The 26,983-nt window shown below is 72.0% G+C and carries 21 protein-coding genes; 12 read left to right on the forward strand and 9 right to left on the reverse strand.

Annotated elements, in window-relative coordinates; genetic code table 11:
* Positions 1–30 precede the first annotated feature (30 nt).
* On the reverse strand, positions 31–1,014 hold the full coding sequence (locus RNL97_RS23375) for an ArsR/SmtB family transcription factor (protein WP_313751152.1): 984 nt from the start codon (positions 1,012–1,014) through the stop codon (positions 31–33).
* Between the two features lie 81 nt (positions 1,015–1,095).
* Here RNL97_RS23375 and RNL97_RS23380 point away from each other — a divergent pair, with 81 nt between their 5' ends.
* From RNL97_RS23380 to RNL97_RS23395, 4 genes are all read left to right on the forward strand, one after another.
* Positions 1,096–2,538 (forward strand): MFS transporter, encoded by a 1,443-nt coding sequence (locus RNL97_RS23380; RefSeq protein WP_313751153.1) that lies wholly within the window; start codon positions 1,096–1,098, stop codon positions 2,536–2,538.
* 10 nt (positions 2,539–2,548) lie between these two features.
* Positions 2,549–3,058 (forward strand): MarR family winged helix-turn-helix transcriptional regulator, encoded by a 510-nt coding sequence (locus tag RNL97_RS23385; protein WP_030579923.1) that lies wholly within the window; start codon positions 2,549–2,551, stop codon positions 3,056–3,058.
* An 83-nt stretch (positions 3,059–3,141) separates the two neighbouring features.
* Positions 3,142–3,468, forward strand: a complete 327-nt coding sequence (locus RNL97_RS23390; RefSeq protein WP_030579925.1) for a DUF3817 domain-containing protein — start codon at positions 3,142–3,144, stop codon at positions 3,466–3,468.
* 96 nt (positions 3,469–3,564) lie between these two features.
* Positions 3,565–5,265, forward strand: coding sequence for an acyl-CoA mutase large subunit family protein (locus tag RNL97_RS23395; RefSeq protein WP_030579926.1), 1,701 nt, complete (start codon positions 3,565–3,567; stop codon positions 5,263–5,265).
* Positions 5,266–5,344: 79 nt separating this feature from the next.
* Here the strand turns inward: RNL97_RS23395 and RNL97_RS23400 are convergent, their stop codons facing one another.
* Complete coding sequence (locus tag RNL97_RS23400; RefSeq protein WP_030579927.1) at positions 5,345–5,971, reverse strand: TetR/AcrR family transcriptional regulator; 627 nt, start codon at positions 5,969–5,971, stop codon at positions 5,345–5,347.
* Between the two features lie 382 nt (positions 5,972–6,353).
* On the opposite strand from RNL97_RS23400, the gene RNL97_RS23405 reads away from it, so the two are divergent.
* From RNL97_RS23405 to RNL97_RS23420, 4 genes are all read left to right on the forward strand, one after another.
* On the forward strand, positions 6,354–7,325 hold the full coding sequence (locus RNL97_RS23405; protein ID WP_030579928.1) for a tetratricopeptide repeat protein: 972 nt from the start codon (positions 6,354–6,356) through the stop codon (positions 7,323–7,325).
* A 651-nt stretch (positions 7,326–7,976) separates the two neighbouring features.
* Positions 7,977–8,621 (forward strand): DUF6230 family protein, encoded by a 645-nt coding sequence (locus tag RNL97_RS23410; protein ID WP_078651985.1) that lies wholly within the window; start codon positions 7,977–7,979, stop codon positions 8,619–8,621.
* A 92-nt stretch (positions 8,622–8,713) separates the two neighbouring features.
* A complete protein-coding gene (locus tag RNL97_RS23415; protein ID WP_030579933.1) occupies positions 8,714–9,262 on the forward strand; it encodes a DUF6114 domain-containing protein in 549 nt (182 codons plus the stop codon).
* The gene (locus RNL97_RS23420) at positions 9,252–10,574 is read left to right on the forward strand and encodes a hypothetical protein (RefSeq protein WP_313751154.1); all 1,323 of its coding nucleotides are present in this window, start codon (positions 9,252–9,254) and stop codon (positions 10,572–10,574) included. Before RNL97_RS23415 ends, RNL97_RS23420 begins: the two co-directional genes overlap by 11 nt.
* Before the next feature lie 103 nt (positions 10,575–10,677).
* Here RNL97_RS23420 and pyk read toward each other — a convergent pair whose 3' ends face one another.
* The 3 genes from pyk to pta form a co-directional block, all read right to left on the reverse strand.
* A complete protein-coding gene (gene pyk / locus RNL97_RS23425; RefSeq protein WP_030579937.1) occupies positions 10,678–12,108 on the reverse strand; it encodes a pyruvate kinase in 1,431 nt (476 codons plus the stop codon).
* Between the two features lie 74 nt (positions 12,109–12,182).
* On the reverse strand, positions 12,183–13,466 hold the full coding sequence (locus tag RNL97_RS23430; protein ID WP_050499997.1) for an acetate kinase: 1,284 nt from the start codon (positions 13,464–13,466) through the stop codon (positions 12,183–12,185).
* The gene (pta, locus tag RNL97_RS23435; protein ID WP_030579942.1) at positions 13,463–15,544 is read right to left on the reverse strand and encodes a phosphate acetyltransferase; all 2,082 of its coding nucleotides are present in this window, start codon (positions 15,542–15,544) and stop codon (positions 13,463–13,465) included. The genes RNL97_RS23430 and pta overlap by 4 nt, the downstream gene beginning before the upstream one ends.
* 340 nt (positions 15,545–15,884) lie before the next feature.
* On the opposite strand from pta, the gene RNL97_RS23440 reads away from it, so the two are divergent.
* On the forward strand, positions 15,885–16,910 hold the full coding sequence (locus RNL97_RS23440; RefSeq protein WP_030579945.1) for an ATP-dependent 6-phosphofructokinase: 1,026 nt from the start codon (positions 15,885–15,887) through the stop codon (positions 16,908–16,910).
* 52 nt (positions 16,911–16,962) lie between these two features.
* Here RNL97_RS23440 and RNL97_RS23445 read toward each other — a convergent pair whose 3' ends face one another.
* The 3 genes from RNL97_RS23445 to RNL97_RS23455 all read right to left on the reverse strand — a co-directional run bounded on the left by RNL97_RS23445 (position 16,963) and on the right by RNL97_RS23455 (position 20,221).
* The gene (locus RNL97_RS23445) at positions 16,963–17,586 is read right to left on the reverse strand and encodes a helix-turn-helix domain-containing protein (RefSeq protein WP_030579948.1); all 624 of its coding nucleotides are present in this window, start codon (positions 17,584–17,586) and stop codon (positions 16,963–16,965) included.
* A gap of 263 nt (positions 17,587–17,849) precedes the next feature.
* Complete coding sequence (locus tag RNL97_RS23450) at positions 17,850–18,524, reverse strand: response regulator (protein ID WP_030579951.1); 675 nt, start codon at positions 18,522–18,524, stop codon at positions 17,850–17,852.
* A complete protein-coding gene (locus RNL97_RS23455) occupies positions 18,521–20,221 on the reverse strand; it encodes a sensor histidine kinase (protein ID WP_313751155.1) in 1,701 nt (566 codons plus the stop codon). The genes RNL97_RS23450 and RNL97_RS23455 overlap by 4 nt, the downstream gene beginning before the upstream one ends.
* Before the next feature lie 161 nt (positions 20,222–20,382).
* Here RNL97_RS23455 and RNL97_RS23460 point away from each other — a divergent pair, with 161 nt between their 5' ends.
* From RNL97_RS23460 to RNL97_RS23470, 3 genes are all read left to right on the forward strand, one after another.
* Positions 20,383–21,753, forward strand: coding sequence for a cation:dicarboxylate symporter family transporter (locus RNL97_RS23460; RefSeq protein WP_030579954.1), 1,371 nt, complete (start codon positions 20,383–20,385; stop codon positions 21,751–21,753).
* Positions 21,754–22,027: 274 nt separating this feature from the next.
* On the forward strand, positions 22,028–23,317 hold the full coding sequence (locus RNL97_RS23465) for an LAETG motif-containing sortase-dependent surface protein (protein ID WP_313751156.1): 1,290 nt from the start codon (positions 22,028–22,030) through the stop codon (positions 23,315–23,317).
* 137 nt (positions 23,318–23,454) lie between these two features.
* Positions 23,455–24,354 carry an NAD(P)-dependent oxidoreductase gene (locus RNL97_RS23470; RefSeq protein WP_313751157.1) on the forward strand — a complete coding sequence of 300 codons (900 nt, stop codon included), beginning with the start codon at positions 23,455–23,457 and terminating at the stop codon, positions 24,352–24,354.
* Positions 24,355–24,433: 79 nt separating this feature from the next.
* Here the strand turns inward: RNL97_RS23470 and glgB are convergent, their stop codons facing one another.
* The gene (gene glgB / locus RNL97_RS23475) at positions 24,434–26,869 is read right to left on the reverse strand and encodes a 1,4-alpha-glucan branching enzyme (protein ID WP_313751158.1); all 2,436 of its coding nucleotides are present in this window, start codon (positions 26,867–26,869) and stop codon (positions 24,434–24,436) included.
* Positions 26,870–26,983: the final 114 nt, after the last annotated feature.

A 26,983-nucleotide genomic window follows, 5' to 3' on the forward strand; every position in this document is an offset into this window, starting at 1 on the left:
GCGTCTGTCCGTACGCCGACGGGCGCGCCGTCACTCCGAGGCGGCCAGCGCGATCCCCAGCGGCGTGCGCTCGTACAGCACTTGGTGCCCGTAACGCCGCGAGGTCAGCAGCCCCGCCCCGCGCAGCACGGAGAGATGGGCCGACACGGACGAGGCGGCCAGGCCCAGCCGGTGCGCCAGCGTGCTCGTCCCGGCCGGTTCGTCCAGCGCGCACAGCACATCGGCCCGGACCCGGCCCAGCAGCCGGGCGAGGGTCTCCGGCGTCCGCTCCCCGGCCTCGCTCCACAGCCCGCCGATCCCGCGCGCCGGGTAGATCAGCCCGGGCTGCCAGGGTTCCAGGTGGCCGCCCACCACCTCGGGCCAGACGAAGACGCTCGGCATCAGCACCAGCCCCTGGCCGCCCAGCACCTGTTCGTGGTCGCCCCGCGTCCCCTTCACGGTGAGCGTCGAACCGTTCCAGCTCAGCTGGGTGCTCACCTCGCCCAGCAGCCCTTCCAGGCCGCTGTCGGCCAGGCGGCGGGAGTGGTAGGCGATGTCGGCCTCCAGCAGAGCCCGCAACCGGGGCCAGTGCGGCTCGATCAGGGTCCGCCAGGCCTGCTCCAGCAGATCGGCCAGCTCGTGCACGGCCCGTGCCGGATCGGCCAGCAGGCGCCGGCCCGTCGCGGATTCCCGGGCGCGGGGCCGTTCCGCCAGCGCCAGCGCCATGTCCGCCCGCGCCACCTCCGGGTCGACCGCCCGGACGCCCGCGATCTCCTCGTCGAAGGTGGCGAACGGGCCGATCGGCGGCGGGCAGATGAAGTCCGGGTTGTGGCCGCCGTCCGGCATCAGCAGCCACAGCGGTTCGAGGTCGAGGGAGGCGGCCGCCGTACGGATCCGCCGGAGCCAGGGCAGGTGGTAGCCGTGCCGGTGACGACGGGCCAGGGTGCGCACGGCCTCCTGGGTCTCGAAGAGCGGCGACAGGGCGAACCGGCAGCGCAACAGGTCGCTCTCCCCGAAGTGCAGCTGGAACGGCACGGCTCCCCCTCCGCGGGTCTCAACATTCGCGCTCAGCCGAAAGTCTACGGAGGGCGGGGGTCCGGGCCCCAGTCTCGTCCCATGCCGACCGACAGCCCCGCCCCGGCGGACACACCCCGTACCCCGTCCGCCCCGGCGGCGCACGTCCCGGCTCCGTTCCCGGAGCGTGGCGCCCTCCCCGACCCGGGCCCCGCGCCCACGCTCCGGGACCCCGTCGCGCCGCGACCCGCCCCGGCCCCGGGCCCCGGTGGCGCGGCTCCCGCCATCCCGCGCGGCTACCGCGCGGTCTTCGCCGTGGCCGAGTTCCGGGCCGTCTTCGCCGCGCATCTGCTCTCGCTGCTCGGCGTCGTCGTCAGCGAGCTCGCGCTCACCGTCCTCGTCTACGACCTCACCGGCTCGCCGCTGCTCAGCGCGCTGACGTTCGCGCTGGGGCTCCTCCCGTACATCGTCGGCGGAACGCTCTTCGCCGGGGTCGCCGACCGCTACCCGGCCCGCCGCGTCCTGGTCGTCTGCGATCTGCTCTGCGCGGCCTGCGTCGCCGTGATGCTCGTGCCCGCCACCCCGGTCGCCGGGCTCCTCGCGCTGCGCTGCCTGGTCGCCGCGATCGCGCCCGTCTTCACCGGAACCCGGATGGCGGCCCTCACCGACATCCTCGGCGAGGGCGACCTCTATGTGCTGGGCCGCTCCCTCCTGCGGATCGTCTCGCAGAGCGCGATGCTCATCGGGTTCGGCGCCGGCGGGGTCCTGCTCACCGTGCTGTCCCCGCGCGGCGCGATCACCGTCACCGTGGTGACGTTCCTCTGCTCGGCCGCCATCCTGCGCTTCGGAACCCGCGACCGCCCCGCCCGCGCCACCACCGGCGGCGGCGCGGGCGGGACGCTCCTCAAGGAGTCGCTCTCGGGCGCCCGCCTGGTCCTGGGCGACCGCCGCATCCGCGCCCTGATGCTGCTGTTCTGGCTGCCCGCGATGTTCGTCGTGGCCCCCGAGGCGCTCGCCGCCCCCTACGCCGACGCGATCGGGGCATCGCCCGCCGCGCTCGGGCTGCTGCTCTGCGCGATGGCCGTCGGCCACATCGGGGCCGAACTGTTCGTGGGGTCCGCGCTCAGCCCCCGCAACCGCTCCCGGATCGTCCTGCCGGTCGCCGCCGCCGGCCTGCTGCCGCTGCTCGTGTACGCGGTCCGGCCGGGGCTGCCGCTCGCTCTGGCCGCCCTCGCGCTGGCCGGGGCGGGGGCCGCGTACGTCATCGGGCTCGACCAGTGGTTCGTCGACGCCGTGCCCCAGGAGCTGCGCGGCCGGGCCATGACGCTGCTCACCGCCGGGCTGATGACCGTCCAGGGCCTCGGGATGGCGCTGGCGGGGCTCGCGGCCGAGTTCCTCCCGGTCCACCAGGTGGTCGCCGGATCCGGAATCATCGGTACCATCTGCGCGCTCCTGCTCGTGGCCGAGGTCCGCCGGACGGACCCCGGGCGGAGGGCCGGTACCGAAGGACGAGACGGGGCTGACCGGCATGTGACCAGTCGGTAAGGTCGGTGCCGTGCCGAAGCCGCTCAGCCTTCCCTTCGATCCGATCGCCCGCGCCGACGAGCTCTGGCAGCAGCGCTGGGGACCCGTGCCGTCGATGGGGGCGATCACCTCGATCATGCGGGCCCAGCAGATCCTGCTCGCCGAGGTCGACGCCGTCGTCAAGCCGTACGGGCTGACCTTCGCCCGGTACGAGGCGCTGGTGCTGCTCACCTTCTCCAAGGCCGGGGAGCTGCCGATGTCCAAGATCGGCGAGCGGCTGATGGTGCACCCCACCTCGGTCACCAACACCGTGGACCGGCTGGTGAGGTCCGGTCTGGTCGACAAGCGGCCCAACCCCAACGACGGCCGCGGCACCCTCGCCTCCATCACGGACCAGGGCCGCGACGTCGTCGAGGCGGCCACCCGGGACCTGGTCGCGGTCGACTTCGGGCTCGGGGTCTACGACTCCGAGGAGTGCGCCGAGATCTTCGCCATGCTGCGCCCGCTGCGGGTGGCGGCCAAGGACTTCGAGGAGAAGTGAGCACGGGTCTTCCGTGAAGGGGAAGCCCTCCGGTCGGAGGGGCCGCGCGAAGATCGCCCCGACGCCCGGTTAGGCTCGATGCCATGAAACAGAACGTGCTCACCCGCTACCGGGTGATGGCCTACGTCACCGCCGTCTGGCTGCTCGTCTTCACCGTGGCGATCATCGCGAAGTACGGCTTCGAGACCGGCGACACCATGCTGATCTCCCAGATCCACGGCGTGCTGTTCATCGTCTACGTCGTCTTCGCCTTCGATCTCGGCTCCAAGGCGAAGTGGCCCTTCGGCAAGCTCCTGTGGGTGCTGGCCGCGGGCTGCATCCCCTTCGCCTCGTTCTTCGTCGAACCGAAGGTCAGCCGGGAGGCCCGCGCCCTGGTCACCGACCCGGCCCCGGCCCCCGCGAAGGTCTGACCCGGCACCCCCGGCGCCCCGCGAACCGCCCCGCGCGCAAAGCACCGGGCGGTTTGCCATCGACATTTACTAGGACGTCCTAGTAAATTCGAGGGTATGGACGCTGACGCGATCGAGGAAGGCCGCCTCCGCTGGCAGGCCCGTTACGACAAGGCCCGCAAGCGTGACGCGGACTTCACCACGCTCTCCGGTGACCCGGTCGAGCCCGCGTACGGGCCCCGCCCCGGTGACACGTACGAGGGATTCGAGCGGATCGGCTGGCCGGGGGAGTACCCCTTCACCCGCGGACTGCACCCCACCGGCTACCGGGGCCGTACGTGGACGATCCGCCAGTTCGCCGGCTTCGGCAACGCCCGGCAGACCAACGAGCGCTACAAGATGATCCTCGCGGCGGGCGGCGGCGGCCTCAGTGTCGCCTTCGACATGCCGACACTGATGGGCCGCGACTCCGACGACCCGCGCTCGCTCGGCGAGGTCGGACACTGCGGGGTCGCCATCGACTCCGCCGCCGACATGGAGGTCCTCTTCGGCGACATCCCCCTGGGCGACGTCACCACCTCCATGACGATCAGCGGCCCGGCCGTCCCCGTCTTCTGCATGTACCTGGTCGCCGCCGAGCGCCAGGGCGTCGACCCGGGCGTGCTCAACGGCACGCTCCAGACCGACATCTTCAAGGAGTACATCGCGCAGAAGGAGTGGCTCTTCCAGCCCGAGCCCCACCTGCGCCTCATCGGCGACCTGATGGAGCACTGCGCCGCCTCCATCCCCGCCTACAAGCCGCTCTCCGTCTCCGGCTACCACATCCGCGAGGCCGGAGCCACGGCCGCACAGGAGCTGGCCTACACGCTGGCCGACGGCTTCGGCTATGTGGAGCTGGGGCTCTCGCGCGGTCTCGACGTCGACACCTTCGCGCCCGGCCTCTCCTTCTTCTTCGACGCCCACCTGGACTTCTTCGAGGAGATCGCCAAGTTCCGCGCCGCCCGCCGCATCTGGGCCCGCTGGATGAAGGAGACGTACGGAGCCAGGACCGACAAGGCCCAGTGGCTGCGTTTCCACACCCAGACCGCCGGGGTCTCCCTCACCGCGCAGCAGCCGTACAACAACGTCGTCCGCACCGCCGTGGAGGCGCTCTCCGCCGTCCTCGGCGGCACGAACTCGCTCCACACCAACGCCCTCGACGAGACCCTCGCGCTCCCCTCCGAGCAGGCCGCCGAGATCGCCCTGCGCACCCAGCAGGTGCTGATGGAGGAGACCGGCGTCGCCAACGTGGCCGACCCGCTCGGCGGCTCCTGGTACGTGGAGCAGCTCACCGACCGGATCGAGGCCGAGGCCGAGAAGATCTTCGACCAGATCAGGGAGCGCGGCACCCGGGCCCACCCCGACGGGCAGCACCCCATCGGGCCGATGACCTCCGGCATCCTGCGCGGTATCGAGGACGGCTGGTTCACCGGCGAGATCGCCGAGTCCGCGTTCCAGTACCAGCGCGCCCTGGAGAAGGGCGACAAGCGGGTCGTCGGCGTCAACGTCCACCACGGCTCGGTCACCGGCGACCTGGAGATCCTCCGCGTCAGCCACGAGGTCGAGCGCGACCAGGTCAGCCAGCTCGCCGACCGCAAGGCCGCCCGCGACGACGCCAAGGTCACCGCCGCGCTGGACGCGATGCTCGCCGCCGCCCGTGACGGCTCGAACATGATCGCGCCGATGCTCGACGCCGTACGGGCCGAGGCCACGCTCGGCGAGATCTGCGGCGTGCTGCGCGACGAGTGGGGCGTCTACACGGAACCGCCGGGCTTCTGAGGCCCTGTTCAGGCCTCGTCCTGGGCGGCGGAGCATCTGCACCTCTCCGCACCGGGGCGCTACCGGGTCTGAGCGGGCCCTAGGCCGCCTGGGCGCCGGCCAGCCCCAGCAGCAGCAGCGAGGTGAAGCCGCTCGCCCACTCGGCGTCCACCGGCTCCGCGCTCACCAGGGCCCGGTGCACCACCGCTCCGGCGATCACGTCGAAGATCAGGTCCGCGTTGCGGGCCGCGGCCGAGGCGTCGTCCTCGTACCGCAGCTCGCCGCGGGCCTGGGCGCGCTCCCGGCCCAGCAGCACCAGCCGTTTCTGCCGGTCCACGATGGCCGTCCGGATCCGGTGGCGCAGCGAGTCGTCGCGGGTGGACTCGGCGACCACCGCCATCAGCGCCGTACGGGCCTCCGGCCGCTCCAGCAGCGCGGCGAACTGGAGCACGACGCACTGCACATCGGCGGCCAGGCTGCCCCGGTCGGGCAGCTCCAGCTCGTCGAAGAGGACCGCGACCGCGTCCACGACCAGCTCGTTCTTGCCCGCCCAGCGCCGGTAGAGGGTCGTCTTGGCGACCCCGGCCCGGGTGGCCACATCGCTCATCGTCAGCTTCGACCAGCCGAGATCGACCAGGGACGCCCGCGTCGCCTCCAGGATCGCGGTATCGGCGGCGGCGCTGCGCGGACGTCCTGTTCGGGTGGCTTTGGGGTCGGTGTCGCTCATGATGCGGCGACCATACCGGTCGGTAGGGAGAACGGTTGCGCCCCGGTGCCCGTGAGACAGATCACCGGGATCACCTGTTCCGGCGGGCCGATCGGCAGTTACGCTACGGGTCGTAGCGTAAGGAAGGCGGCCAGGTCGCCCCGGACGCCACGGAACACATGAGCGACAGCCACCGGGGCCTTCAGTCGGGCCCCAGGCGCCGGGTGGGGACCCGGAGCCGCCCGGACCGGCCCGGATGGGGATCCGGCAGGTCCACCAGGGTCTTTCAGGGGCCCGCGACCGTTCCGGTCCGTCCGCCCTCGCATGCCAGCGGGGGCCCCGGGCCGGGCCGGTTCTCGCGCCCGCTTTTCGCAGCGGCGCGCTGTCGGGGGAGGATGTGCGTATGCAGCCTAGGAACATGTCCATGAGCGGCGTTGTCGACCTCGCCGCGGTCAAGGCGGCCGGAGAGGCCAAGGCCAAGGCGGAGCAGGCCCGCGCGGAGGCCGCCCGCACCGGGGGCGCCGGCGCCGTGCCGCCCGCCGCCCTGGTGATCGACGTCGATGAAGCCGGTTTCGAGCGCGATGTCCTCCAGCGCTCCGCCGAGGTCCCCGTCGTCATCGACTTCTGGGCCGAATGGTGCGAGCCGTGCAAGCAGCTGGGGCCCCTGCTGGAGCGCCTGGCCGTCGAGTACAACGGCCGCTTCCTGCTGGCCAAGGTCGATGTCGACGCCAACCAGATGCTGATGCAGCAGTTCGGCATCCAGGGCATTCCGGCCGTTTTCGCCGTCGTCGCCGGCCAGGCCCTCCCGCTCTTCCAGGGCGCCGCCCCCGAGGCCCAGATCCGCGAGACGCTGGACCAGCTGATCCAGGTCGGTGAGGAGCGCTTCGGCCTCACCGGGATCGCCGTCGACCCGGACGCCGGGGGGCCGGGCGCGGCTCCGGCCGAGGTGCCGGCCGGTCCGTACGACGCGCTGCTGGAGGCCGCCGCGTCCGCGCTCGACGCCAATGACTTCCCCGGCGCGATCCAGGCGTACAAGAACGTCCTCGTGGACGACCCGGGCAACCCGGAGGCAAAGCTCGGCCTCGCCCAGGCGGAGCTGCTCGGCCGCGTCCAGAGCATGGACCCGCAGGCGGTCCGCAAGGAGGCGGCGGACAACCCGGGCGATGTGGACGCCCAGATCGCCGCCGCCGATCTCGACCTGGTCGGCGGTCATGTCGAGGACGCCTTCGGCCGGCTCGTCGAGGCGGTCCGCCGTACGGCCGGCGACGAGCGGAACACCGCGCGGCTGCGGCTGCTGGAGCTGTTCGAGGTGATCGGTCCGGAGGACCCCAGGGTCACCGCCGCACGCACCGCGCTGGCCCGCGTTCTGTTCTGACCCGGCCCCCGGTCCCCTCCGGACGCGCCCGATTGTGCCGATGTGACAAGGCGGCCGCACTGCCCACCGGGCGGAGCGGCCGTTTTGCCGTTCCGGCGCCGAAGAGAGGGCGCCGTAAGCCCTCGCTTTACCAAAACTTGACAAAGATGCGAGCTGTTACTCGCAGTAAGCCGGGTGGACTGTTCTGTCCTGTTTCCAGGATGTTTCCCGCCATTCCGTTGTCCCTTTCGTGCCACCCTGTGTCGCCGCTCGATGCCGCCCTGTCGTCCTGTGGTTATCGGCCCGTTACTAGCCAGTAACGATCCCCCTTGTGCCGGGGCCGTGAATGCACCACGATCGGCCACGCTCGGTCCAATACCTTCAGCCCGGTCTCCAGCCGGTGCCCGAGGGGCTGTTGGTCCCCACCGAGTGGGTCGGCGGCAGAGGCGCCGACCGTGGACAGGGGGGTTCCCGCTCACTGGCGGGGCCTGTCCGACCGGCCGCGCGGACAGCGCGGCCAGTGGTTGTCGCTCGGGGGTGAACGCCGGTGGATCGGATGCGGGACACGTCTCCGATACGGGCGCTCTCCTTCCCGAGGACGTAGCACTTCTCCCATCCCAGGACGGGCACGATGCCCGGCCGGAGATGTACGTCCGAGAAGAAGGAGCAAGTATGGGTTCCCAGGTTCGCGGTGGGACGAGATGGAAGCGGTTCGCTCTGGTCATGGTGCCGAGCGTCGCCGCGACGGCCGCGGTGGGCATAGGCCTGGCCCAGGGTGCGCTGGCGGCTTCGTTCAGCGTTTCCGGCCAGGAGTTCAAGGTCAAGGCCAAGGAGCTGGAGGGCTGGGACTTCGTCCAGTACGGCAGCGTGGCGTCGGGCAAGACGCTGGACGGCAAGGCGCAGCATGCGCCCGTCGCGGTGTCCGGCTTCAGCAAGGCCTACATCACCAACATGTGCCAGTCGGTGGTGACGCCGAACCTGCCGTTCGGGCTGGGTAACGTCACCCTCCAGCTGACGGCCGGCACCGGCGACGAGAAGGTCTACGCCAAGGACCTCTACCTGGATGTCTCGGAGCTGGGCGCGGACGCCACGTTCAAGAACATCGACATCGGCGTCGCGGCGGGCTCGCTGCCCAAGGACGACACCAAGCCCGGCATCCAGCCGGGAACGCAGGCCAACCCGAACGGCTTCTCCCAGCGCGCGGACAAGGCACTGCTGACGAATGTCGAGCAGAAGGCATGGGCGACGACGGCGGGTACGTTCAAGCTCCCCGACCTGTCGCTGAAGCTGGTCTCCGGCGTCAAGGAGTGCTACTAGCACTCGCCCGGGCGGTCGGGGCTTCAAGGCGTCCGGCCGCCCACCCTTTCTTCTTCTCCTTCAGCAGTACCGGTTCCAGGGAGCTGTTTTCCATGAGCCCCGAGTCCACAGGGCAGAACGAGCACCACATCCGCGTCTATCGGCGACGCTTCCGCGCCTGGCGGGGTGACCGGCCGTTCTGGGCCGGACTGTTCACCATGGTCGGTGGCGTTCCCATCGCCTACTTCCCGTACGCCAACATGCACCTCGGCAACGTGACGCTGGCCATGTCCACCACGGCCGGAGCCGGATCCCTGATCATCGGGGTCCTGCTGGTCACGCTGGGCCTGACGATGTGGTTCCACAGCATCGTGCGGGTGTTCGCCGGCGTCGCGGCGATTCTGCTCGCGCTGATCTCCATACCCGTCGCCAACATCGGCGGCTTCATCGTCGGATTCCTCTTCTCCCTCATCGGCGGAGCCCTGTCCATTTCCTGGGCGCCGGGAGACCAGAAGAGCGTCGAGGAGGCCCCGCGCCCGGACCAGCCGTACGAGGGGCGCCCCGAGGGGGAGCTCCAGGGCGCGGCTGCCGTACCGCAGCAGCAGGTCACCGCGTTCGACACGCAGGCGGAGGCCGAGGGCGGGAGGCATCGTGCGGGGTGACGACGGACAGCGGGCGGACGCCCGCCTCAACGACGGACTACCCGAGCGCAGGGGCCCCCGTCACGCGGCCCCCCGGAAGTCGCTGCTGACCAAGCTCCACCTCCCCAGCGGCAAGAAGGCGCTGGCGCTCGCGGCGATGCCGACGGCGGTCTTCGTGGGCATGGGGCTGACCCCCAAGCTCGCCCTGGCCGACGACCACGGCGACATCCCCTTCGCGCCGGGACCGTGCGTCACCCGGTCCGACGAGCCGAGCGAGAGCGAGTCGCCGAAGCCGACCCCGTCCCCCTCGGCCACCGAGGAGGACGACGCCTCCGGCGAGGACGACGCCGCGACGCCGAAGCCCTCGGCGAGCGGTTCCGCATCCGCCCCGGGCAAGGACCCGGCGGCCGACGACGCGAAGCCGGACGCCGACACGTCGGCGCAGTCCGCCGCCGAGAAGCCCGCCGCCGAGGAGCCCTCCGCGGCCCCGACGCCCACCAGGTCGAAGAACCCCCTCGACCCGCTCGGCCTCGGGGACGCACTCAAGGACCTCTTCGACGGCCCGGACGACGACGCCGCGGAGGAGCCGGCCGACCCGTCCCCGAGCCCCACCACCGAGGCCCCCAGGCCGTCCGACGAGCCGGAGGACACGGCGAAGGAGCAGCCGAAGGACCCGGTCGAGGACGCGGCCGACCAGGCGGAGGAGACGTCCGACGAGACGGCGGACGCCATCCGCGAGGCGGCCGAGAAGGCCGGCAAGGACGTCGAGGAGCTCGACGAGGACGCCAAGGGACTCGACCCCAAGAAGGACGAGGACATCCCCGACGGCGCCAAGCCCCGCTTCCCCTGCCCCGAGGCCGACCCGGAGGCGCTCGCCGCGGCCGAGCTGGAGCCCGGCATCCCGCTGCTCCCGGCCGACCCCTGGACGCTGGAGTCGACGCTGCTCACGCTCAACGGCCTCGACTACCACGGCATCGTCGAGGTGAAGAAGGCGGACGGCAGCATCAAGAAGGTGCTGAAGTTCACCGCCGGCTCCATCGACATCAAGGACCTGCACCAGCTGACCGTCGGCCCCGCGGGCACGACGGGCCATGTGAAGTCGCGGCCCGGATCCACGTCGACGATCCGCGACGGCGAGGTGACGATGTACACGGAGGAGCTGAAGGGCAATCTCTTCGGCCTCATCCCGATCACCTTCAGCCCACAGACCCCGCCGCCGCTGAACGTCCCCTTCGCCTTCTTCACCAAGGTGAAGGTCACCCAGGCCGGCCAGTTCGGCGGCACGCTCACCGTTCCCGGACTGAAGAACTACCTGGAGGGCGGCAAGGGCTAGCCGCCCCCGCCCGCCTCCCCGAGCCCGTCCGGAAGCCGCACAACGCCGTGGGCCGTACTCCCCACCAGGAGTACGGCCCACGGCGTTGTGTGCGGGGTGCGGGTCAGTCCCGCTCGCCGCCGCCCAGGTGGTGCACCCGGACCATGTTGGTGGTGCCGGGGATGCCGGGGGGCGAACCGGCCGTGATGATCATCGTGTCGCCGTTGTTGTAGCGGTTCAGCTTGAGCAGCTCCGCGTCGACCAGGTCGACCATCGCGTCGGTGTTGTCCGCGTGCGGGACGACGTGCGACTCGACGCCCCAGCTCAGGGCAAGCTGGTTGCGGGTGTTCTCGTCCGTGGTGAAGGCCAGGATCGGCTGGGCCGTGCGATAGCGGGAGAGGCGCCGGGCGGTGTCGCCGGACTGGGTGAAGGCGACCAGGGCCTTGCCGTCGAGGAAGTCCGCGATCTCGCAGGCCGCACGGGCCACCGAACCGCCCTGCGTACGCGGCTTCTTGCCCTGGACCAGCGGCTGGAGGCCCTTGGCGAGCAGCTCCTCCTCGGCGGCGCAGACGATCTTCGACATCGTCTTGACCGTCTCGATCGGATACGCGCCCACCGAGGACTCGGCGGACAGCATGACCGCGTCCGCGCCGTCCAGGATCGCGTTGGCGACGTCGGACGCCTCGGCGCGGGTCGGCCGCGAGTTGGTGATCATCGACTCCATCATCTGGGTCGCCACGATCACCGGCTTGGCGTTGCGGCGGCACAGCTCGATGAGGCGCTTCTGCACCATCGGGACCTTCTCCAGCGGGTACTCGACCGCCAGGTCGCCACGGGCCACCATCACACCGTCGAACGCCATGACGACGCCCTCCATGTGCTCGACCGCCTGCGGCTTCTCCACCTTGGCGATGACGGGGACCCGGCGGCCCTCCTCGTCCATCACCTTGTGCACGTCCTTGACGTCGTTCGCGTCCCGGACGAAGGAGAGGGCGACCAGGTCGCAGCCCATCCGCAGGGCGAAGCGCAGATCGTCGACGTCCTTCTCGGACAGGGCCGGGACGTTGACCGCCGCACCGGGCAGGTTGATGCCCTTGTGGTCGGAGATGACGCCGCCCTCGATGACGATGGTCTTCACCCGGGGGCCCTCGACCGCGACGACCTTCAGCTCGACGTTGCCGTCGTTGATCAGGATCGGGTCGCCCTTGACGACGTCGCCGGGCAGACCCTTGTAGGTCGTGCCGCAGATCGACTTGTCGCCGGGGACGTCCTCGGAGGTGATGGTGAACTCGTCCCCGCGGACCAGCTCGACCGGGCCCTCGGCGAACTTCGCCAGCCGGATCTTCGGGCCCTGGAGGTCGGCGAGCACGCCCACCGCGCGGCCGGTCTCGGCGGCCGCCTTGCGGACACGGTCGTAACGGCCCTGGTGTTCCTCGTGGGAGCCGTGGCTGAAGTTGAAACGGGCCACGCTCATGCCGGCCTCGATCAGAGCGACGAGCTGCTCGTGCGAGTCGACGGCGGGACCGAGGGTACAGACGATTTTGGAACGGCGCATGAGGCGGATCCTATCGGTTTGTTTCGTTGCGGAATATTCCGTCTGGTGGAAGATACAAAGGGGCGCGGGGGTGCTCAGTTGTCGCTGTGTGCCGGGCGAGTGGCGCCACCCCGGCTGACCAGCGCGAACGTCTGCTCGGCGATCTCCAGCTCCTCGTCCGTGGGCACCACGGCGACCGCCACCCGGGCGTACTCCGGCGAGATCAACCGCGGCTGGGACGACCGTACGGAGTTGAGCGAGGCGTCCACCGCCATGCCCAGCTCCTCCAGGCCCGCGATGGCAGCTTCCCGCACCGGAGCCGCGTTCTCCCCGATCCCCGCCGTGAACGCCACCGCGTCCACCCGCCCGAGCACCGCCGTGTAGGCGCCGATGTACTTCTTCAGCCGGTGGATGTAGATGTCGAAGGCCAGCGCCGCCCGCTCGTCGCCCTCGTCGATCCGGCGGCGGATCACCCGCATGTCGTTGTCGCCGCACAGGCCGACCAGCCCGCTCCTCTTGTTCAGCAGGACGTCGATCTCGTCGGCCGACATGCCCGCCACCCGCTTCAGGTGGAAGGTGACCGCCGGATCGATGTCCCCGGAGCGCGTACCCATCACGAGCCCTTCCAAAGGCGTCAGCCCCATCGAGGTCTCCACGCACCGCCCGCCCGCGACCGCCGAGGCCGACGCCCCGTTGCCCAGGTGCAGCACGATGACGTTCACCTCCTCGGGGGCCTTGCCCAGCAGCTCGGCCGTCTTCCGCGAGACGTACGCGTGCGAGGTGCCGTGGAAGCCGTAGCGGCGGATGCGGTGCGCGTCGGCGGTCTCCACGTCGATCGCGTACCGCGCGGCCGCCTCCGGCATCGTCGTGTGGAACGCCGTGTCGAACACCGCCACCTGCGGCAGGTCGGGCCGCAGCGCCTGCGCGGTGCGGATACCGGTGATGTTCGCCGGGTTGTGCAGCGGGGCGACCGGGACCAGCCGCTCGATCTCCTTCAGCACCTCGTCGGTGACCACCGTCGGCGCGCTGAACCGCAGCCCGCCGTGCACCACCCGGTGCCCGATCGCGGCGAGTTCGGGGGAGTCCAGGCCGAGTCCGTCCGCCGCCAGCTCCTCGGCCGCCGCCTTCAGCGCCTCTTCGTGGTCCGCGATCTTGCCCGTACGCTCCCGGGGCTCGGCGCCGCCGGTCAGCGGCGTGTGCACCAGACGCGAGGTCTCCTCGCCGATCCGCTCGACCAGGCCCGAGGCGAGCCGCGAGCGGTCGCGCGCGTCGAGGAGCTGGTACTTCACCGACGAGGAGCCGGAGTTGAGGACGAGGACGCGGTGCGGTTCCACAGGGGCTGCCGTGCTTTCGTGATCGGGGGAGGGGGTCGTCGTCATGCGGGGCGCTCCTCGCTCTGCGCCTGGATCGCCGTGATCGCCACCGTGTTGACGATGTCCTGGACGAGCGCGCCGCGCGAGAGGTCGTTGACGGGCTTGCGCAGCCCCTGGAGGACCGGGCCGACCGCCACCGCGCCCGCCGAGCGCTGCACGGCCTTGTACGTGTTGTTGCCGGTGTTCAGGTCCGGGAAGATCAGCACGGTCGCCTGGCCCGCCACGTCGGAGCCCGGGAGCTTCGTCGCCGCGACGGACGGCTCGACCGCCGCGTCGTACTGGATCGGCCCCTCCACCCGCAGGTCGGGCCGCTCCGCCCGCACCCGCTCGGTCGCCTCGCGCACCTTGTCCACGTCCGCGCCGGAGCCGGAGGTCCCGGTGGAGTACGACAGCATCGCCACGCGCGGCTCCACGCCGAAGCGGGCCGCCGTCACCGCCGACTGCACCGCGATGTCCGCGAGCTGCTCGGCGTTCGGGTCCGGGTTGACCGCGCAGTCCCCGTACACGAGGACCTTGTCGGCCAGGCACATGAAGAAGACGGAGGAGACGATCGACGCGTCCGGCTTGGTCTTGATGATCTCGAACGCCGGGCGGATCGTGGCCGCCGTGGAGTGCACCGAGCCGGACACCATCCCGTCGGCCAGCCCTTCCTGCACCATCAGCGTGCCGAAGTAGTTCACGTCCGCCACCACGTCGTACGCCAGCTCCACCGTCACCCCGCGGTGCGCGCGCAGAAGCGCGTACCGCTCGGCGAAGGTCTGCCGCAGCTCCGAGGTGTGCGGGTCGATCAGCTGGGTCTCCGCGAGGTCGATGCCGAGGTCGGCGGCCTTCTTGCGGATCAGGTCCACATCGCCGAGGAGCGTGAGGTCGCAGACGTCCCGGCGCAGCAGCACGTCGGCGGCGCGCAGCACCCGCTCCTCGGCGCCCTCCGGCAGCACCACGCGCTTGCGGTCGGAGCGGGCCTGCTCCAGCAGCTCGTGCTCGAACATCATCGGCGTGACCCGGCCGCTGCGGGCCACGGAGATCCGCTCCAGCAGCGCGGCGGTGTCGACGTGGCGCTCGAACAGACCGAGGGCGGTCTCCGCCTTGCGCGGGGTCGCCGCGTTCAATTTGCCTTCGAGGGTGAAGAGTTCGGCGGCGGTGGGGAAGGATCCGCCGGCCACCGAGACGACCGGGGTCCCCGGTGCGAGCCGGGCGGCCAGCGTGAGTATCTCCTCGCCGGGGCGCTCGTCCAGGGTCAGCAGTACGCCCGCGATGGGCGGGGTGCCCGCGCTGTGCGCGGCCAGCGAGCCCACCACCAGGTCCGCCCGGTCCCCGGGGGTGACCACCAGGCAGCCGGGCGTCAGCGCGTTCAGGAGGTTCGGCAGCATGGCCCCGCCGAAGACGAAGTCCAGCGCGTCGCGTGCCAGCCCGGAGTCGTCGCCGAGCAGCACCGTGCCGTCCAGCGCCGCGGTGATCTGGGCGACGGTGGGGGCCGAGAGCGCCGGGTCGTCCGGCAGTACGGAGACGGGGACGGGCAGCCGGGCCGCCAGCCGCTCCGCTATCGCCGCGCGGTCCTCGGCGGCGACCCGGTTCACCACCATGGCCAGCACGTCGCAGCCCAGACCGGCGTAGGCGCGGTAGGCGTTACGGGTCTCGGCGCGCACGGACTCCGCGCTCTGCCCCTTGCCGCCGACCACCGCGATCACGGAGGCCCCGAACTCGTTGGCCAACCGGGCGTTCAGCGCCAGCTCGTCGGGGAGCTGGGTGGCCGCGAAGTCGCTGCCCAGCACGAGGACCGCCTCGTACTCCCTGGCCACCTGGTGGAACCGGTCGACGAGCCGCGAGACCAGCTCGTCGGTGCCCTTCTCCGCCTGCACGGCGGAGGCCTCGTGGTAGTCCAGGCCGTAGACGGTGGCCGGGCTCTGGGAGAGCCGGTAGCGGGCCCGCAGCAGCTCGTAGAGCCGGTCGGGGCCGTCATGGACCAGGGGGCGGAAGACCCCGACCCGGTCCACCTGACGCGTCAGAAGCTCCATGACTCCCAGCTCGACGACCTGGCGGCCGTCCCCCCGGTCGATCCCGGTCACGTACACGCTCCGCGCCACGCGTGCTCTCCCGTCCATGTTCGGTGCCGCTACCCGCGGGGCGTCCGGACGGGCGGTGCTGCCCCCGTGCCCGCCCGGTGTTCCGCCGGGTGCGGCATTGGCCTGCATTGCCTCTTGACGATACCTGCGGGGGCCGCTATACCGCCCGCCGGAGGTCCCGGCCCTCCACGGCCGGAGGTTCCGTCCTCCGGATTCCTCCTACCCACGAAAGGACCGTCCGGCCCGGCCGAGAGCGCGGGGTCCGCGCCCGGCGTGGGACAATCGTCGCGGTTCAGGGCAGGGAGGCCGCCACCGTCGGCCTCCCGGAAAAGCGCGACTAGCGAGCAGGAGACATACCTCGATGCGCATCGGCATTCTCACCGCGGGCGGCGACTGCCCCGGCCTGAACGCAGTGATCCGGTCGGTCGTCCACCGGGCCGTCGTCGGCCACGGCGACGAGGTCATCGGCTTCGAGGACGGCTTCAAGGGGCTGCTCGACGGCCACGTCCGCCCCCTCGACCTCAACGCGGTCAGCGGCATCCTGGCCCGCGGCGGCACCATCCTCGGCTCGGCCCGCCTGGAGCGCGACCGGCTGCGCGAGGCCGCGGAGAACTGCGAGGAGCTGACCCGCCGTTACGGCATCGACGCGCTCATCCCGATCGGCGGCGAGGGCACGCTCACCGCGGCCCGCATGCTCGCCGACGCCGGAATGCCGGTCGTCGGCGTCCCGAAGACCATCGACAACGACATCTCCTCCACCGACCGCACGTTCGGGTTCGACACGGCGGTGGGCGTCGCGACCGAGGCCATAGACCGTCTGAAGACCACCGCCGAGTCCCACCAGCGGGTGATGGTCGTCGAGGTCATGGGCCGGCACGCCGGCTGGATCGCGCTGGAGTCCGGGATGGCCGGCGGCGCCCACGGCATCTGCCTGCCCGAGCGCCCCTTCCAGGTCGACGACCTGGTCAAGATGGTCGAGGAACGGTTCGCGCGCGGCAAGAAGTTCGCCGTCATCTGCGTCGCCGAGGGCGCCCACCCGGCCGAGGGCTCCATGCCGTACGCCAAGGGCGAGATCGACCAGTACGGCCACGAGCGTTTCCAGGGCATCGGCAACCGCCTCGCCATCGAGCTGGAGACCCGGCTCGGCAAGGAGGCCCGGCCGGTCATTCTCGGCCATGTCCAGCGCGGCGGCACGCCGACCGCGTACGACCGGGTGCTGGCCACCCGCTTCGGCTGGCACGCCGTGGAGGCCGTGCACCGCGGCGACTTCGGCCGGATGACCGCCCTGCGCGGCAACGACATCGCCATGGTCCCGCTCGCCGAGGCCGTCACCCAGCTGAAGCGGGTGCCCGCCGAGCGGATGTACGAGGCCGAGTCGGTCTTCTAGGACCTCCCGATCGCCTCGAACCGCGCGGGCCGCACGGGCGGCCCGCGCGGAGTCACACCCGGGCGGTCCGCCAGAACTGCTCCACCACCCGGGCCAGGAACGCCCGTCCCGCGTCGCCCGTCGACCCGGAGCGTTCCCGGCCGGTGCTGCTCCAGCTCAGCGTCGAGACCATCAGGGCCTGGTAGTCGGTGTGCAGTTGCTCCAGCACGTCCTGGATCAGCGCCCGGTCCAGCGGGACGACCTTCGCCACCGGCCGGACGTACGCCTGCCAGCGCGTGGTGACCGCGCTGCTCAGCAACTCCGCCAGCTCCTCGTCGCGACCCGTCGCCGTCAGGAACTGCGCCGCCGTCAGACCCAGCGCCCGGCACAGCGCCGCCGACTGCTTCTCGTTGCCCCGCCAGCGACCCGACTCCTCCATCCGCAGATACGAGGCCCCGGTCATCCCCAGCTGCCGGGCCAGCTCGTCCACGGTCAGGTCCCGGGTCATCCGGTGCTCGCGCAGGGTGGCCGCGGCGGCCAGCAACTCCCCGGGCGCGCACCACAGGACGCCGGCGAGGGCGGTCAGCTCGCGTTCCCCGGGGGTCGCGATGCCGCGCTCCCAGGCGACGACGGTCTCTGCGCTGATCCGGAGTCCGTACTGGGCGGCGAGCCCGTAGGCGACATGGCCGGGAGCCATCCCCAGTGCCTCGCGGAGACGGCGCGCGGCGGGGGCGTTGAAGGGCGGGGTGGGGTGCACGGGGCCCACCGTAGAAGTCCATGTCCGCCCTGGCTACGGTACGTTCCCCACAGAACACGCTTCGTAGGAACCTCCAGCCGCGAACCGGGCGGGCGGTATGGGAAACCCGCCCCACCAGCGCTTTCTTTTCCCGCCCCGAGAAGGTCCTCCCGGTCCCGAAAACCGACCGGCAAGCGCTTGTCGGCCCGGCGGACGCCGACCGGTCAGCGCCCCGCGGCCAGCCAGCTGTAGTGCAACTCCGGTCGGCCGACCTGCCCATAATGTGGACGCCTCGCGGCGCTGTTGACGGTCACCAGGTGCTCCAGATACCGCCGGGCCGTGATCCGGGAGATGCCGAGACGCTCCCCGGCGGCGGCCGCCGTCACCCCTTCCGGGGACTCCTTCAGCACCCGGGTGACCGCCTCCAGCGTCGGTCCGCTGAGTCCCTTGGGCAGAGTCGCCGGATGCGCGACCCGCAGCGCGCCCAGCGCCCGGTCCACCTCCTCCTGGCCGCTCGCCTCCCCGGCGACGCCCCGGAACTCCGCGTACCGCACCAGCCGGTCCCGCAGCGTGGGGTAGGTGAACGGCTTCAGCACGTACTGCACGACGCCGAGCGACACCCCCTCCCGCACCACCGCGAGATCCCGGGCCGAGGTCACCGCGATCACATCGGCGCCGTGGCCGGAGGCGCGCAGCGAGCGCAGCAGCCCGAGCCCGTGCCCGTCGGGCAGATAGAGGTCGAGCAGCAGCAGGTCCACCGGGGTCCGCTCCAGCGCGCGCACCGCCGCCGCCCGGGTGTGCGCCACCGCGGTCACGGTGAAGCCCTCCACCCGCTCCACGTACATCTGGTGGGCGTCGGCGGCCACCGGATCGTCCTCCACCACCAGGACTCTGATCATGCCGTGACCTCCGTCTCCCGGGCCCCCGCCGCCGGCCTCGCCGTACGGTCGGCGAGCGGCAGCCGTACGGTGAACCGCGCGCCGCCGTCCGGACCCGCGTCCAGCTCCACCGTGCCCCCGTTGCGGTGCGCCGCCTGCCGCACCAGGGCCAGGCCGAGCCCGCGCCCCGCCCCGTGCGTCGACCAGCCCCGCCGGAACACCTCGTCCGCCGCCTCCGGACCGATGCCCGCCCCCGTGTCCGCGACCCGCAGCAGCAGCTCCCGCTCGTCCGCGAGCGCCGTCACCGTGACCCGCGCCCGACCCGCCGGGCCCCCGGCCGCCCGGGGTGCGGGCACCGCGGCTGCGGACTCCTCCGCACCTTGGGGGCCCTCCGACGCGGCGTCCACCGCGTTGTCGATCAGATTGCCCAGGATCGTCACCAGATCCCGCTGGGCCAGGGAGGGGGGCAGCGCCCCGTCGTCGATCAGGCTGTCCTCCGCGAGCACCAGCTCCACGCCCCGCTCGTTCGCCTGGGCCGCCTTGCCGAGCAGCAGTGCGGCCAGCACCGGTTCCTCCACCGCCCCCACCACCCGGTCGGTCAGCACCTGGGCCAGCTCCAGTTCCGCCGTCGCGAAGTCCACGGCCTCCTCCACCCGGCCCAGCTCGATCAGCGACACCACGGTGTGCAGCCGGTTCGCCGCCTCGTGGGCCTGGGAACGCAGCGCCTGCGTGAACCCGCGCTCGGAGTCCAGCTCCCCGGTCAGCGCCTGCAGCTCGGTGTGGTCCCGCAGGGTCACCACCGTGCCCCGCCGCTCGCCGCCCACCACCGGACGGGTGTTGACCACGATCACCCGGTCCGCCGTCAGGTGCAGCTCGTCCACCCGCGCCTCCGACGCCAGCAGCGCCCCGGTCAGCGGCGCGGGCAGGGCCAGCTCGTCGACCGTGCGGCCGACCGCCTCCGTATCCGGCTCCAGGCCCAGCAGCTCCCGCCCGGCGTCGTTGATCAGCGCGATCCGCCGCCGCCCGTCCAGCATCAGCAGCCCCTCGCGCACCGCGTGCAGGGTGGCCTGGTGGTAGTCGTGCAGCCGGCTCAGCTCGGCCGCGTTCATCCCGTGCGTGTGCCGCCGCAGCCGGGCGTTGATCACGTACGTGCCGATCCCGCCGAGCGCCAGGGCCCCGCCCGCCGCCAGCGCGAGGGCGCCGAGCTGCTCCCGTACCTGCGAGGAGACCCGGTCCACGGTGATGCCCGCGCTGACCAGGCCCACGATCCTGCCCTCGTCGCGGACCGGGGTCACCACCCGTATCGAGGGGCCCAGCGTGCCGGTGTAGGTCTCGGTGAAGGTCTGCCCGCGCAGCGCCTTCGCGGTGTTCCCGAGGAAGGTGTCACCGATCTGGCTGGTGTCCGGATGCGTCCAGCGCACCCGCTCGGTGTCCATGATCGTGACGAAGGCGATCCCGGTGTCCTCGCGCACCCGCTCCGCGTACGGCTGGAGTACGGCGGACGGATCCGGGGTACGGATGGCCTCCCGTACGGAAGGGGAATCGGCCACGGCGAGGGCCGCCACCCGTACCTGCCGGGCGGCCGTCTCCTCGGCCTGCGCGCTGCCGGAGACGTACGCGAACACGGCGCACCCGGCCACCACGGCGGCGATGAGGACGACCTGCATCGCGAAGAGCTGGCCCGCCAGGCTGCGGGGGCGGGTACGGGGAAGGCGCATACCCCACAGTCTGCCTGGCCCGGCCGGACCTTCCCCGGATGGCCGGAAAGCGACCGTGAACGATATGAACGCAAGGGTGACCGGGGTCACAGGCCGGTGGATAGTCACCGAAGCCCCCAGGGACGGGGGCACGAGTTGTGACCGAGCCGAGGAGCCCCACCATGGCTGTGGCAGCCAAACAACGGGACCGCACCCACTACCTGTACATCGCCGTGATCGCCGCCGTGGCGCTCGGCATCCTGGTGGGCTTCGCGGCCCCCGGGGTGGCCGTCGAGCTGAAACCCATCGGCGCCGGATTCGTGAACCTGATCAAGATGATGATCTCGCCGATCATCTTCTGCACGATCGTCCTGGGCGTCGGCTCGGTCCGCAAGGCCGCCAAGGTCGGCGCGGTCGGCGGTCTGGCGCTGGGCTACTTCCTGGTCATGTCGACCGTGGCCCTCGCCATCGGCCTGCTGGTCGGCAACTTCCTGGAGCCCGGCTCCACCCTCCACATCACCGAGGCCGCCCGCGAGGCGGGCGCTGAGCAGGCCGGGGGCGCCGGCGAGTCCACCGCGGACTTCCTGCTGGGCATCATCCCGACCACGATCGTCTCCGCCTTCACCGAGGGCGAGGTCCTCCAGACCCTCCTCGTCGCGCTCCTCGCGGGCTTCGCGCTCCAGGCGATGGGCAGGACCGGTGAGCCGATCATCCGCGGCATCACCCACATCCAGCGACTCGTCTTCCGCATCCTCGCCATGATCATGTGGGCCGCCCCGGTCGGCGCGTTCGGCGCGATCGCCGCGGTGGTCGGCGAAACCGGCCTCGACGCCCTGAAGTCCCTGGCGATCATCATGATCGGCTTCTACGTCACCTGTGCGCTGTTCGTCTTCGTGGTGCTCGGCGCACTCCTGCGGCTGATCGCCGGGGTGAACCTGTTCGCGCTGCTGAAGTACCTGGGCCGCGAGTTCCTGCTGATCCTCTCCACCTCCTCCTCCGAGTCGGCGCTGCCGCGGCTGATCGCGAAGATGGAGCACATGGGCGTCAGCAAGCCCGTCGTCGGCATCACCGTGCCGACCGGATACTCCTTCAACCTCGACGGCACCGCGATCTACCTCACGATGTCCTCGCTCTTCATCGCCAACGCGATGGGCGACCCGCTGAGCGCGGGCGAGCAGATCTCGCTGCTGGTCTTCATGGTCATCGCCTCGAAGGGCGCGGCCGGTGTGACCGGCGCGGGCCTGGCGACCCTGGCCGGCGGCCTCCAGTCGCACCGCCCCGAACTCGTCGACGGCGTCGGCCTGATCGTCGGCATCGACCGCTTCATGAGCGAGGCCCGCGCCCTGACCAACTTCGCGGGCAACGCGGTCGCCACGGTGCTGGTCGGCCACTGGACCAAGGAGATCGACAAGGACCGGGTGGGCGAGGTGCTGGCCGGGCGGATCCCGTTCGACGAGAAGACCCTCGTCGACGACGGCCACGGACCGGCCCCCTCCGACGAGGTCCCCGAGCAGCGGGACGCCGCGCCCGCCGAGCAGCCCGCCAAGGTCTGACCCGCGCCACTCATCGGGCCCCGCGCCACCCACCGGGCCCGCCGCGGCAGCCCCCCGGCCGCTGCGGCCCCCGAGGACACCCGTATCCCCCGGTACGGGTGTCCTCGCGTCGGCCGCGGGTACCGGTGCCCTGTGCCGGTGGCCGGTACCCGTCCCTTGTGTCCGTGTTCTGTCACGACCGGTCCGGCCGGGACAACCCTGCCCGGCCGGCACCGGTCCTGAGAGGTGAAGGACCGCAGTCAGCCCCCGTGCGCCCCACGACCGAAGGACTTCCATGCGTATCGCCCCTTCCCGCAGCCGTATCCTGCGCGGCGGGACCGCCGCCGTGGCCGCCGCAGCGCTGGTGGCGCTGGGTGCCGTACCGGCGCTCGCCGCCGACCCGGAGCCCGACCTCGGTGTCGGAACGATCGCGCCGGTCAAGGGGCTCCAGCCCGAAAGCTCCTTCTCGACCCCGCTGACCTTCCTCAACAAGGGGGAGGCGGAGGTCCCCGAGGTCTGGGTGACGTACGCGGTGTCCCCGGGCCTGAAGGCGGACGAGACGTACAAGAACTGCACGTACTACACCGTCACCTCCCACGACGAGATGCCCGCGTCGAACGTCGCCTCCTGCAAGATCGGCCAGCCGCTGAAGCCGGGCGTCGTCTACGGCACGGCGAAACCCGTCTCGCTCAAGGCGCTCGACTCCGCGTTCCGCGACGACCTGCGGGTGACGGTCGGCGTCGACGAGCCCGGCCCGGGCGACGGCGGCTCCACCGAGCCGGTGCCCGGCACGGGCGACCCGCTCACCCTGGTGGAGAAGGGCCCGGCCTCCGACGCCGACCGGACGAACCACCCGGAGCCGTACGCCGGGGCCGACGTCACCGCCGCGAACACCGCGGACTTCGCCCTGACCGGCGACGAGCGGAAGGGGAAGGTCGGGGCGGAGGTCACCGCGACGGTGAAGTTCGCCAACAAGGGCCCCGCCCGCGTCCAGGGAGCCCGCGACCGGAGCGTGACCACCGTCGACATCCGCATCCCCGAGGGCACGTCCGTCGTCAAGCCGCACGGATTCTGCGACGCGGTCACCAGGACCCACTACCGCTGCGGGACCTCCCAGTCCTGGGTGGACGTGAACGGCGGCGAGAGCTACCCCTTCGTCCTACGCGTCGACAAGGCGGTCGGCCGCACCACCGGCGAGGTCTCCTTCACCGGCCAGGAGCGCCCCTTCGACCGGAACGCCGAGAACGACACCGCGCAGATCGTGATCGACACCGGCAAGGACGAGGACACCTCCGGCTCCTCCGGCGGTACGGGCGGCTCCTCGTCCACCGGCGGCTCCGGCACCGCCGGTTCCACGGGCACCACCGGCTCCACGGGCACTACCGGCACCACCGGCTCCTCCGGCGGCTCGGCCGGCACGGGCGGCTCGACGACCGGTGGCGCCACCCCGCAGACCGGCGGCAACCTCGCGGCGACCGGCTCGGACTCCACCGGCCCGCTCATCGGCATGGCGGCCGCGGCGGTGGCCGCGGGCGGCGGCATCCTGTGGGCCGTGCGCCGGCGGTCGGCGGCCCACGGCAGCTGACGACCGGACCGACACGACCGGCGGGCCTCACGGGATCCCCCCGGTCGGCCGTTGAGCTGCGCCCTTTCCCGAAAGTGCGTATCTGACAGTCAAGTGGGTTCTGGCCAGACCCTGTTCGCCCGCCCAGCATGGTCCCCATGACGCAAGCGCACACGACCACCGCCTCCGCCTCCGCCCCCGTCACCGTTCTCGGCCTCGGTGACATGGGCCGCTCCCTGGCCCGCGCCTTCGTGGCCGCGGGCCACCCCACCACCGTCTGGAACCGTTCGCCCGGGAAGGGCGAGGACGTCGTCGCCCTGGGCGCGGTACGGGCCGCCTCCGCCGAGGAGGCCGTACGGGCGAGCGGACTCGTCGTCGTCTGCCTCGTCGACTACGACGCCTCCGACGCGGTCCTGGAGCCGCTGGCCGGAGTGCTGGAGGGGCGGGTCCTGGTCAACCTGACCTCGGACACCCCGGCCCGTTCGCGGCAGGCCGCCGCCTGGGCCGCGAAGCACTCCCTGGCCTACCTCGCCGGGGCGATCATGGTGCCGGTCGACGTGGTCGGCTCGGCGGACGCCCTGGTCTTCCACTCCGGCGACCGCGCCGCGTTCGCCGCGCACGAGGACACCCTCAAGGCACTCGGCGAGCCCGCCACCTACCTCGGCGAGGACCACGGCCTGGCCGCCGCCTACGACATGGCGATGCTGGACTTCTTCTACGGTGCCATGGGCGGCCTCGTCCACGCCTTCGCGCTGGCCCGCGCCGAGGGCATCGACGGTGCGTCGCTCGCCCCGTACCTCCACACGATCGCGGGCATCCTGCCGCCGATCGCCGAGCTCACCGCGGCCGACGTCGACACCCGTACGTACGCGGGCGACGGCGGCAACCTCGCCATGATGGCGGCCGGCGTCGACCACATCCTGCACACCGCGAAGGGCCACCGCCTGGACGTCTCGCAGCTGGCCGGGCTCAAGTCCGTCACCGACCGGGCCATCGCCGAGGGCCACGGCACCTCCTCCTGGTCGAGCATCATCGAGGTGATCGCCGCCGACCGCTGAGCCGCCGGAAACCGGGGAGGGGCCGGTACCGCGTCGCGTGGACGCGGTACCGGCCCCGGCCGTTCACGGGCCCGTACGGCTACGCCGGGCGGAACCACACGGTCGCCAGCGGCGGCAGCGTCAGCGAGATGCTGGCCGGCCGGCCGTGCGCGGGCACCGCCTCCGCCTTCAGCGGCTCCTCGTTGCGCACATCGCCGCCGCCGTACCGGGCCGCATCGGTGTTGAGGACCTCCACCCATCCCTCCGCGCCGGTCTCCGGCACCCCCAGGCGGTAGTCGTTGCGGACCGCCGGGGAGAAGTGCGAGACCGCGAGCAGCGGCGAGCCGTCCGCGTCGTAGCGCAGGAACGCGAACACGTTGTCCTCGGCCGCCCCGCCGTCCACCCAGCTGAACCCATCCGGTGAGGTGTCCCGCTGCCAGAGCGCGGGCACCGCCCCGTACACCGCGTTCAGATCGCCCACCAGGGTCCGCACCCCGCGGTGGTCGCCGGACGCCTCGTAGGACGGGTCCAGCAGCCACCAGTCCGGGCCGTGGCCCTCCGACCACTCAGCGCCCTGGGCGAACTCCTGCCCCATGAAGAGGAGTTGCTTGCCGGGGTGGGCCCACATGAAGCCCAGATAGGCGCGGTGGTTGGCGCGCTGCTGCCACCAGTCGCCGGGCATCTTCGTGACCAGCGCCTGCTTGCCGTGCACCACCTCGTCGTGCGAGATCGGCAGCACGTAGTTCTCGCTGTACGCGTACACCATCGAGAACGTCATCTCGTTGTGGTGGTACTTGCGGTGGACCGGCTCCTTCGCCATGTACTGGAGCGAGTCGTGCATCCAGCCCATGTTCCACTTCAGCCCGAAGCCCAGGCCCCCGCTGTCGGTGGGGCGGGTGACGCCGTCCCAGGCGGTGGACTCCTCGGCGATGGTGACGACGCCCGGGTTGCGGCGGTAGACGGTCGCGTTCATCTCCTGGAGGAAGGCGACCGCGTCCAGGTTCTCCCGGCCGCCGAACTCGTTGGGCGACCACTGGCCGTCCTCGCGGGAGTAGTCGAGGTAGAGCATCGAGGCCACCGCGTCCACCCGCAGCCCGTCGATGTGGAACTCCTCGCACCAGTACGTGGCGTTGGCGACCAGGAAGTTCCGGACCTCGGTGCGGCCGTAGTCGAACTCCAGCGTCCCCCAGTCCGGGTGCGCCGCGCGCTGCGGGTCGGCGTGCTCGTACAGCGGACGCCCGTCGAATTCGGCCAACGCCCAGTCGTCGCGCGGGAAATGGGCCGGGACCCAGTCCATGATGACGCCGATGCCCGCCCGGTGCAGAGCGTCGACGAGGAAGCGGAAGTCGTCCGGGGTGCCCAGCCGCGAGGTCGGCGCGTAGAACCCCGTGACCTGATAGCCCCAGGAGCCGCCGAAGGGATGCTCGGAGACCGGCATCAGCTCGACGTGCGTGAACCCGAGGTCCTTGACGTACGCGGGCAGCTGTTCCGCGAGTTGACGGTAGGTCAGGCCGGGGCGCCAGGAGGCGAGATGCACCTCGTACACCGAGAACGGGGACTCGTGAACCGGCCGGTCGCCCCGGTGGGCCATCCAGTCCGCGTCCTGCCACTCGTGGTGCTGGGCGGTGACGATCGACGCCGTCGCGGGCGGGACCTCGGTGCGCCGGGCCATCGGGTCGGCCCGCACCGTGTGCGAACCGTCCGGTCGGCAGATGTCGAACTTGTACAGCGCGCCTTCGCCGACCCCCGGCAGGAACAGCTCCCACACCCCGGTCGAGCCGAGCGACCGCATCGGGAAGCCCGTGCCGCTCCAGTAGTTGAAGTCACCGGTGATCCGCACACCGCGCGCGTTCGGCGCCCACAGGGTGAACCGGGTCCCGGCCACCCCCTGGTGCTCCATCGGCTCCGCGCCGAGCGCCCGCCACAGCTCCTCGTGGCGGCCCTCGCCGATCAGATGCAGATCGAGCTCGCCGATCGCGGGCCAGAAGCGGTACGGGTCCTCGACCTCGATGGTGTTGTCGTCGTACGCCACTTCCAGCCGGTACGCGGGTACCTGCGGCACCGGCAGCACACCGGAGAAGAAGCCGTCCCCGTCGTCGTGCAGTTCGGCCCGCAGCCCCGTCGCCAGCACGGTGACGGCCCGGGCGAACGGCCGCAGCGCCCGGACGAGCACCCCGCCGGGGATCGGGTGGGCGCCGAGCACGTCGTGGGGCGCGTGGTGGTCGCCGGCCAGCAGGCGGCCCCGGTCCGCACCGTCCAGAGCCGGTGCGGGACGGGCCCCCTGGCCGTCACCGGCCTGCCGGGGGCGCGGCGGGCCGGCGTCCGCCCGCCCCGGGCGGGCGCGCTTGGCCGGCGCGGCCCTGGTGGCGGTGGCGCCGGGCGCCGGCGCGGGTGCGGCCGGCGCGTCGGGCGCGGTCTCGGCCGGGGCCGTGGCGGCGGGTTCGGCGGCGGTCTCGACAGCCGCCTCGGCCGGGACCTCGGCGGGGAGCTGGGTGGACTTGCGGGATGCCTTGCGGGACGGCTTGCGGGCGGTCACAGGGACTGCCTCCTCGGGGAGTGAAGGGGGAGAAGCACGGGTGGAGGGGAACACAGGGAGCGACGCGGGAGACGCGGGGCGGGGAGTCCAGGAGCGGCAAAGAGAGCCGGAAAG

The organism is Streptomyces parvus (genome assembly GCF_032121415.1).
Taxonomy (GTDB): Bacteria; Actinomycetota; Actinomycetes; order Streptomycetales; family Streptomycetaceae; genus Streptomyces; species Streptomyces globisporus_A.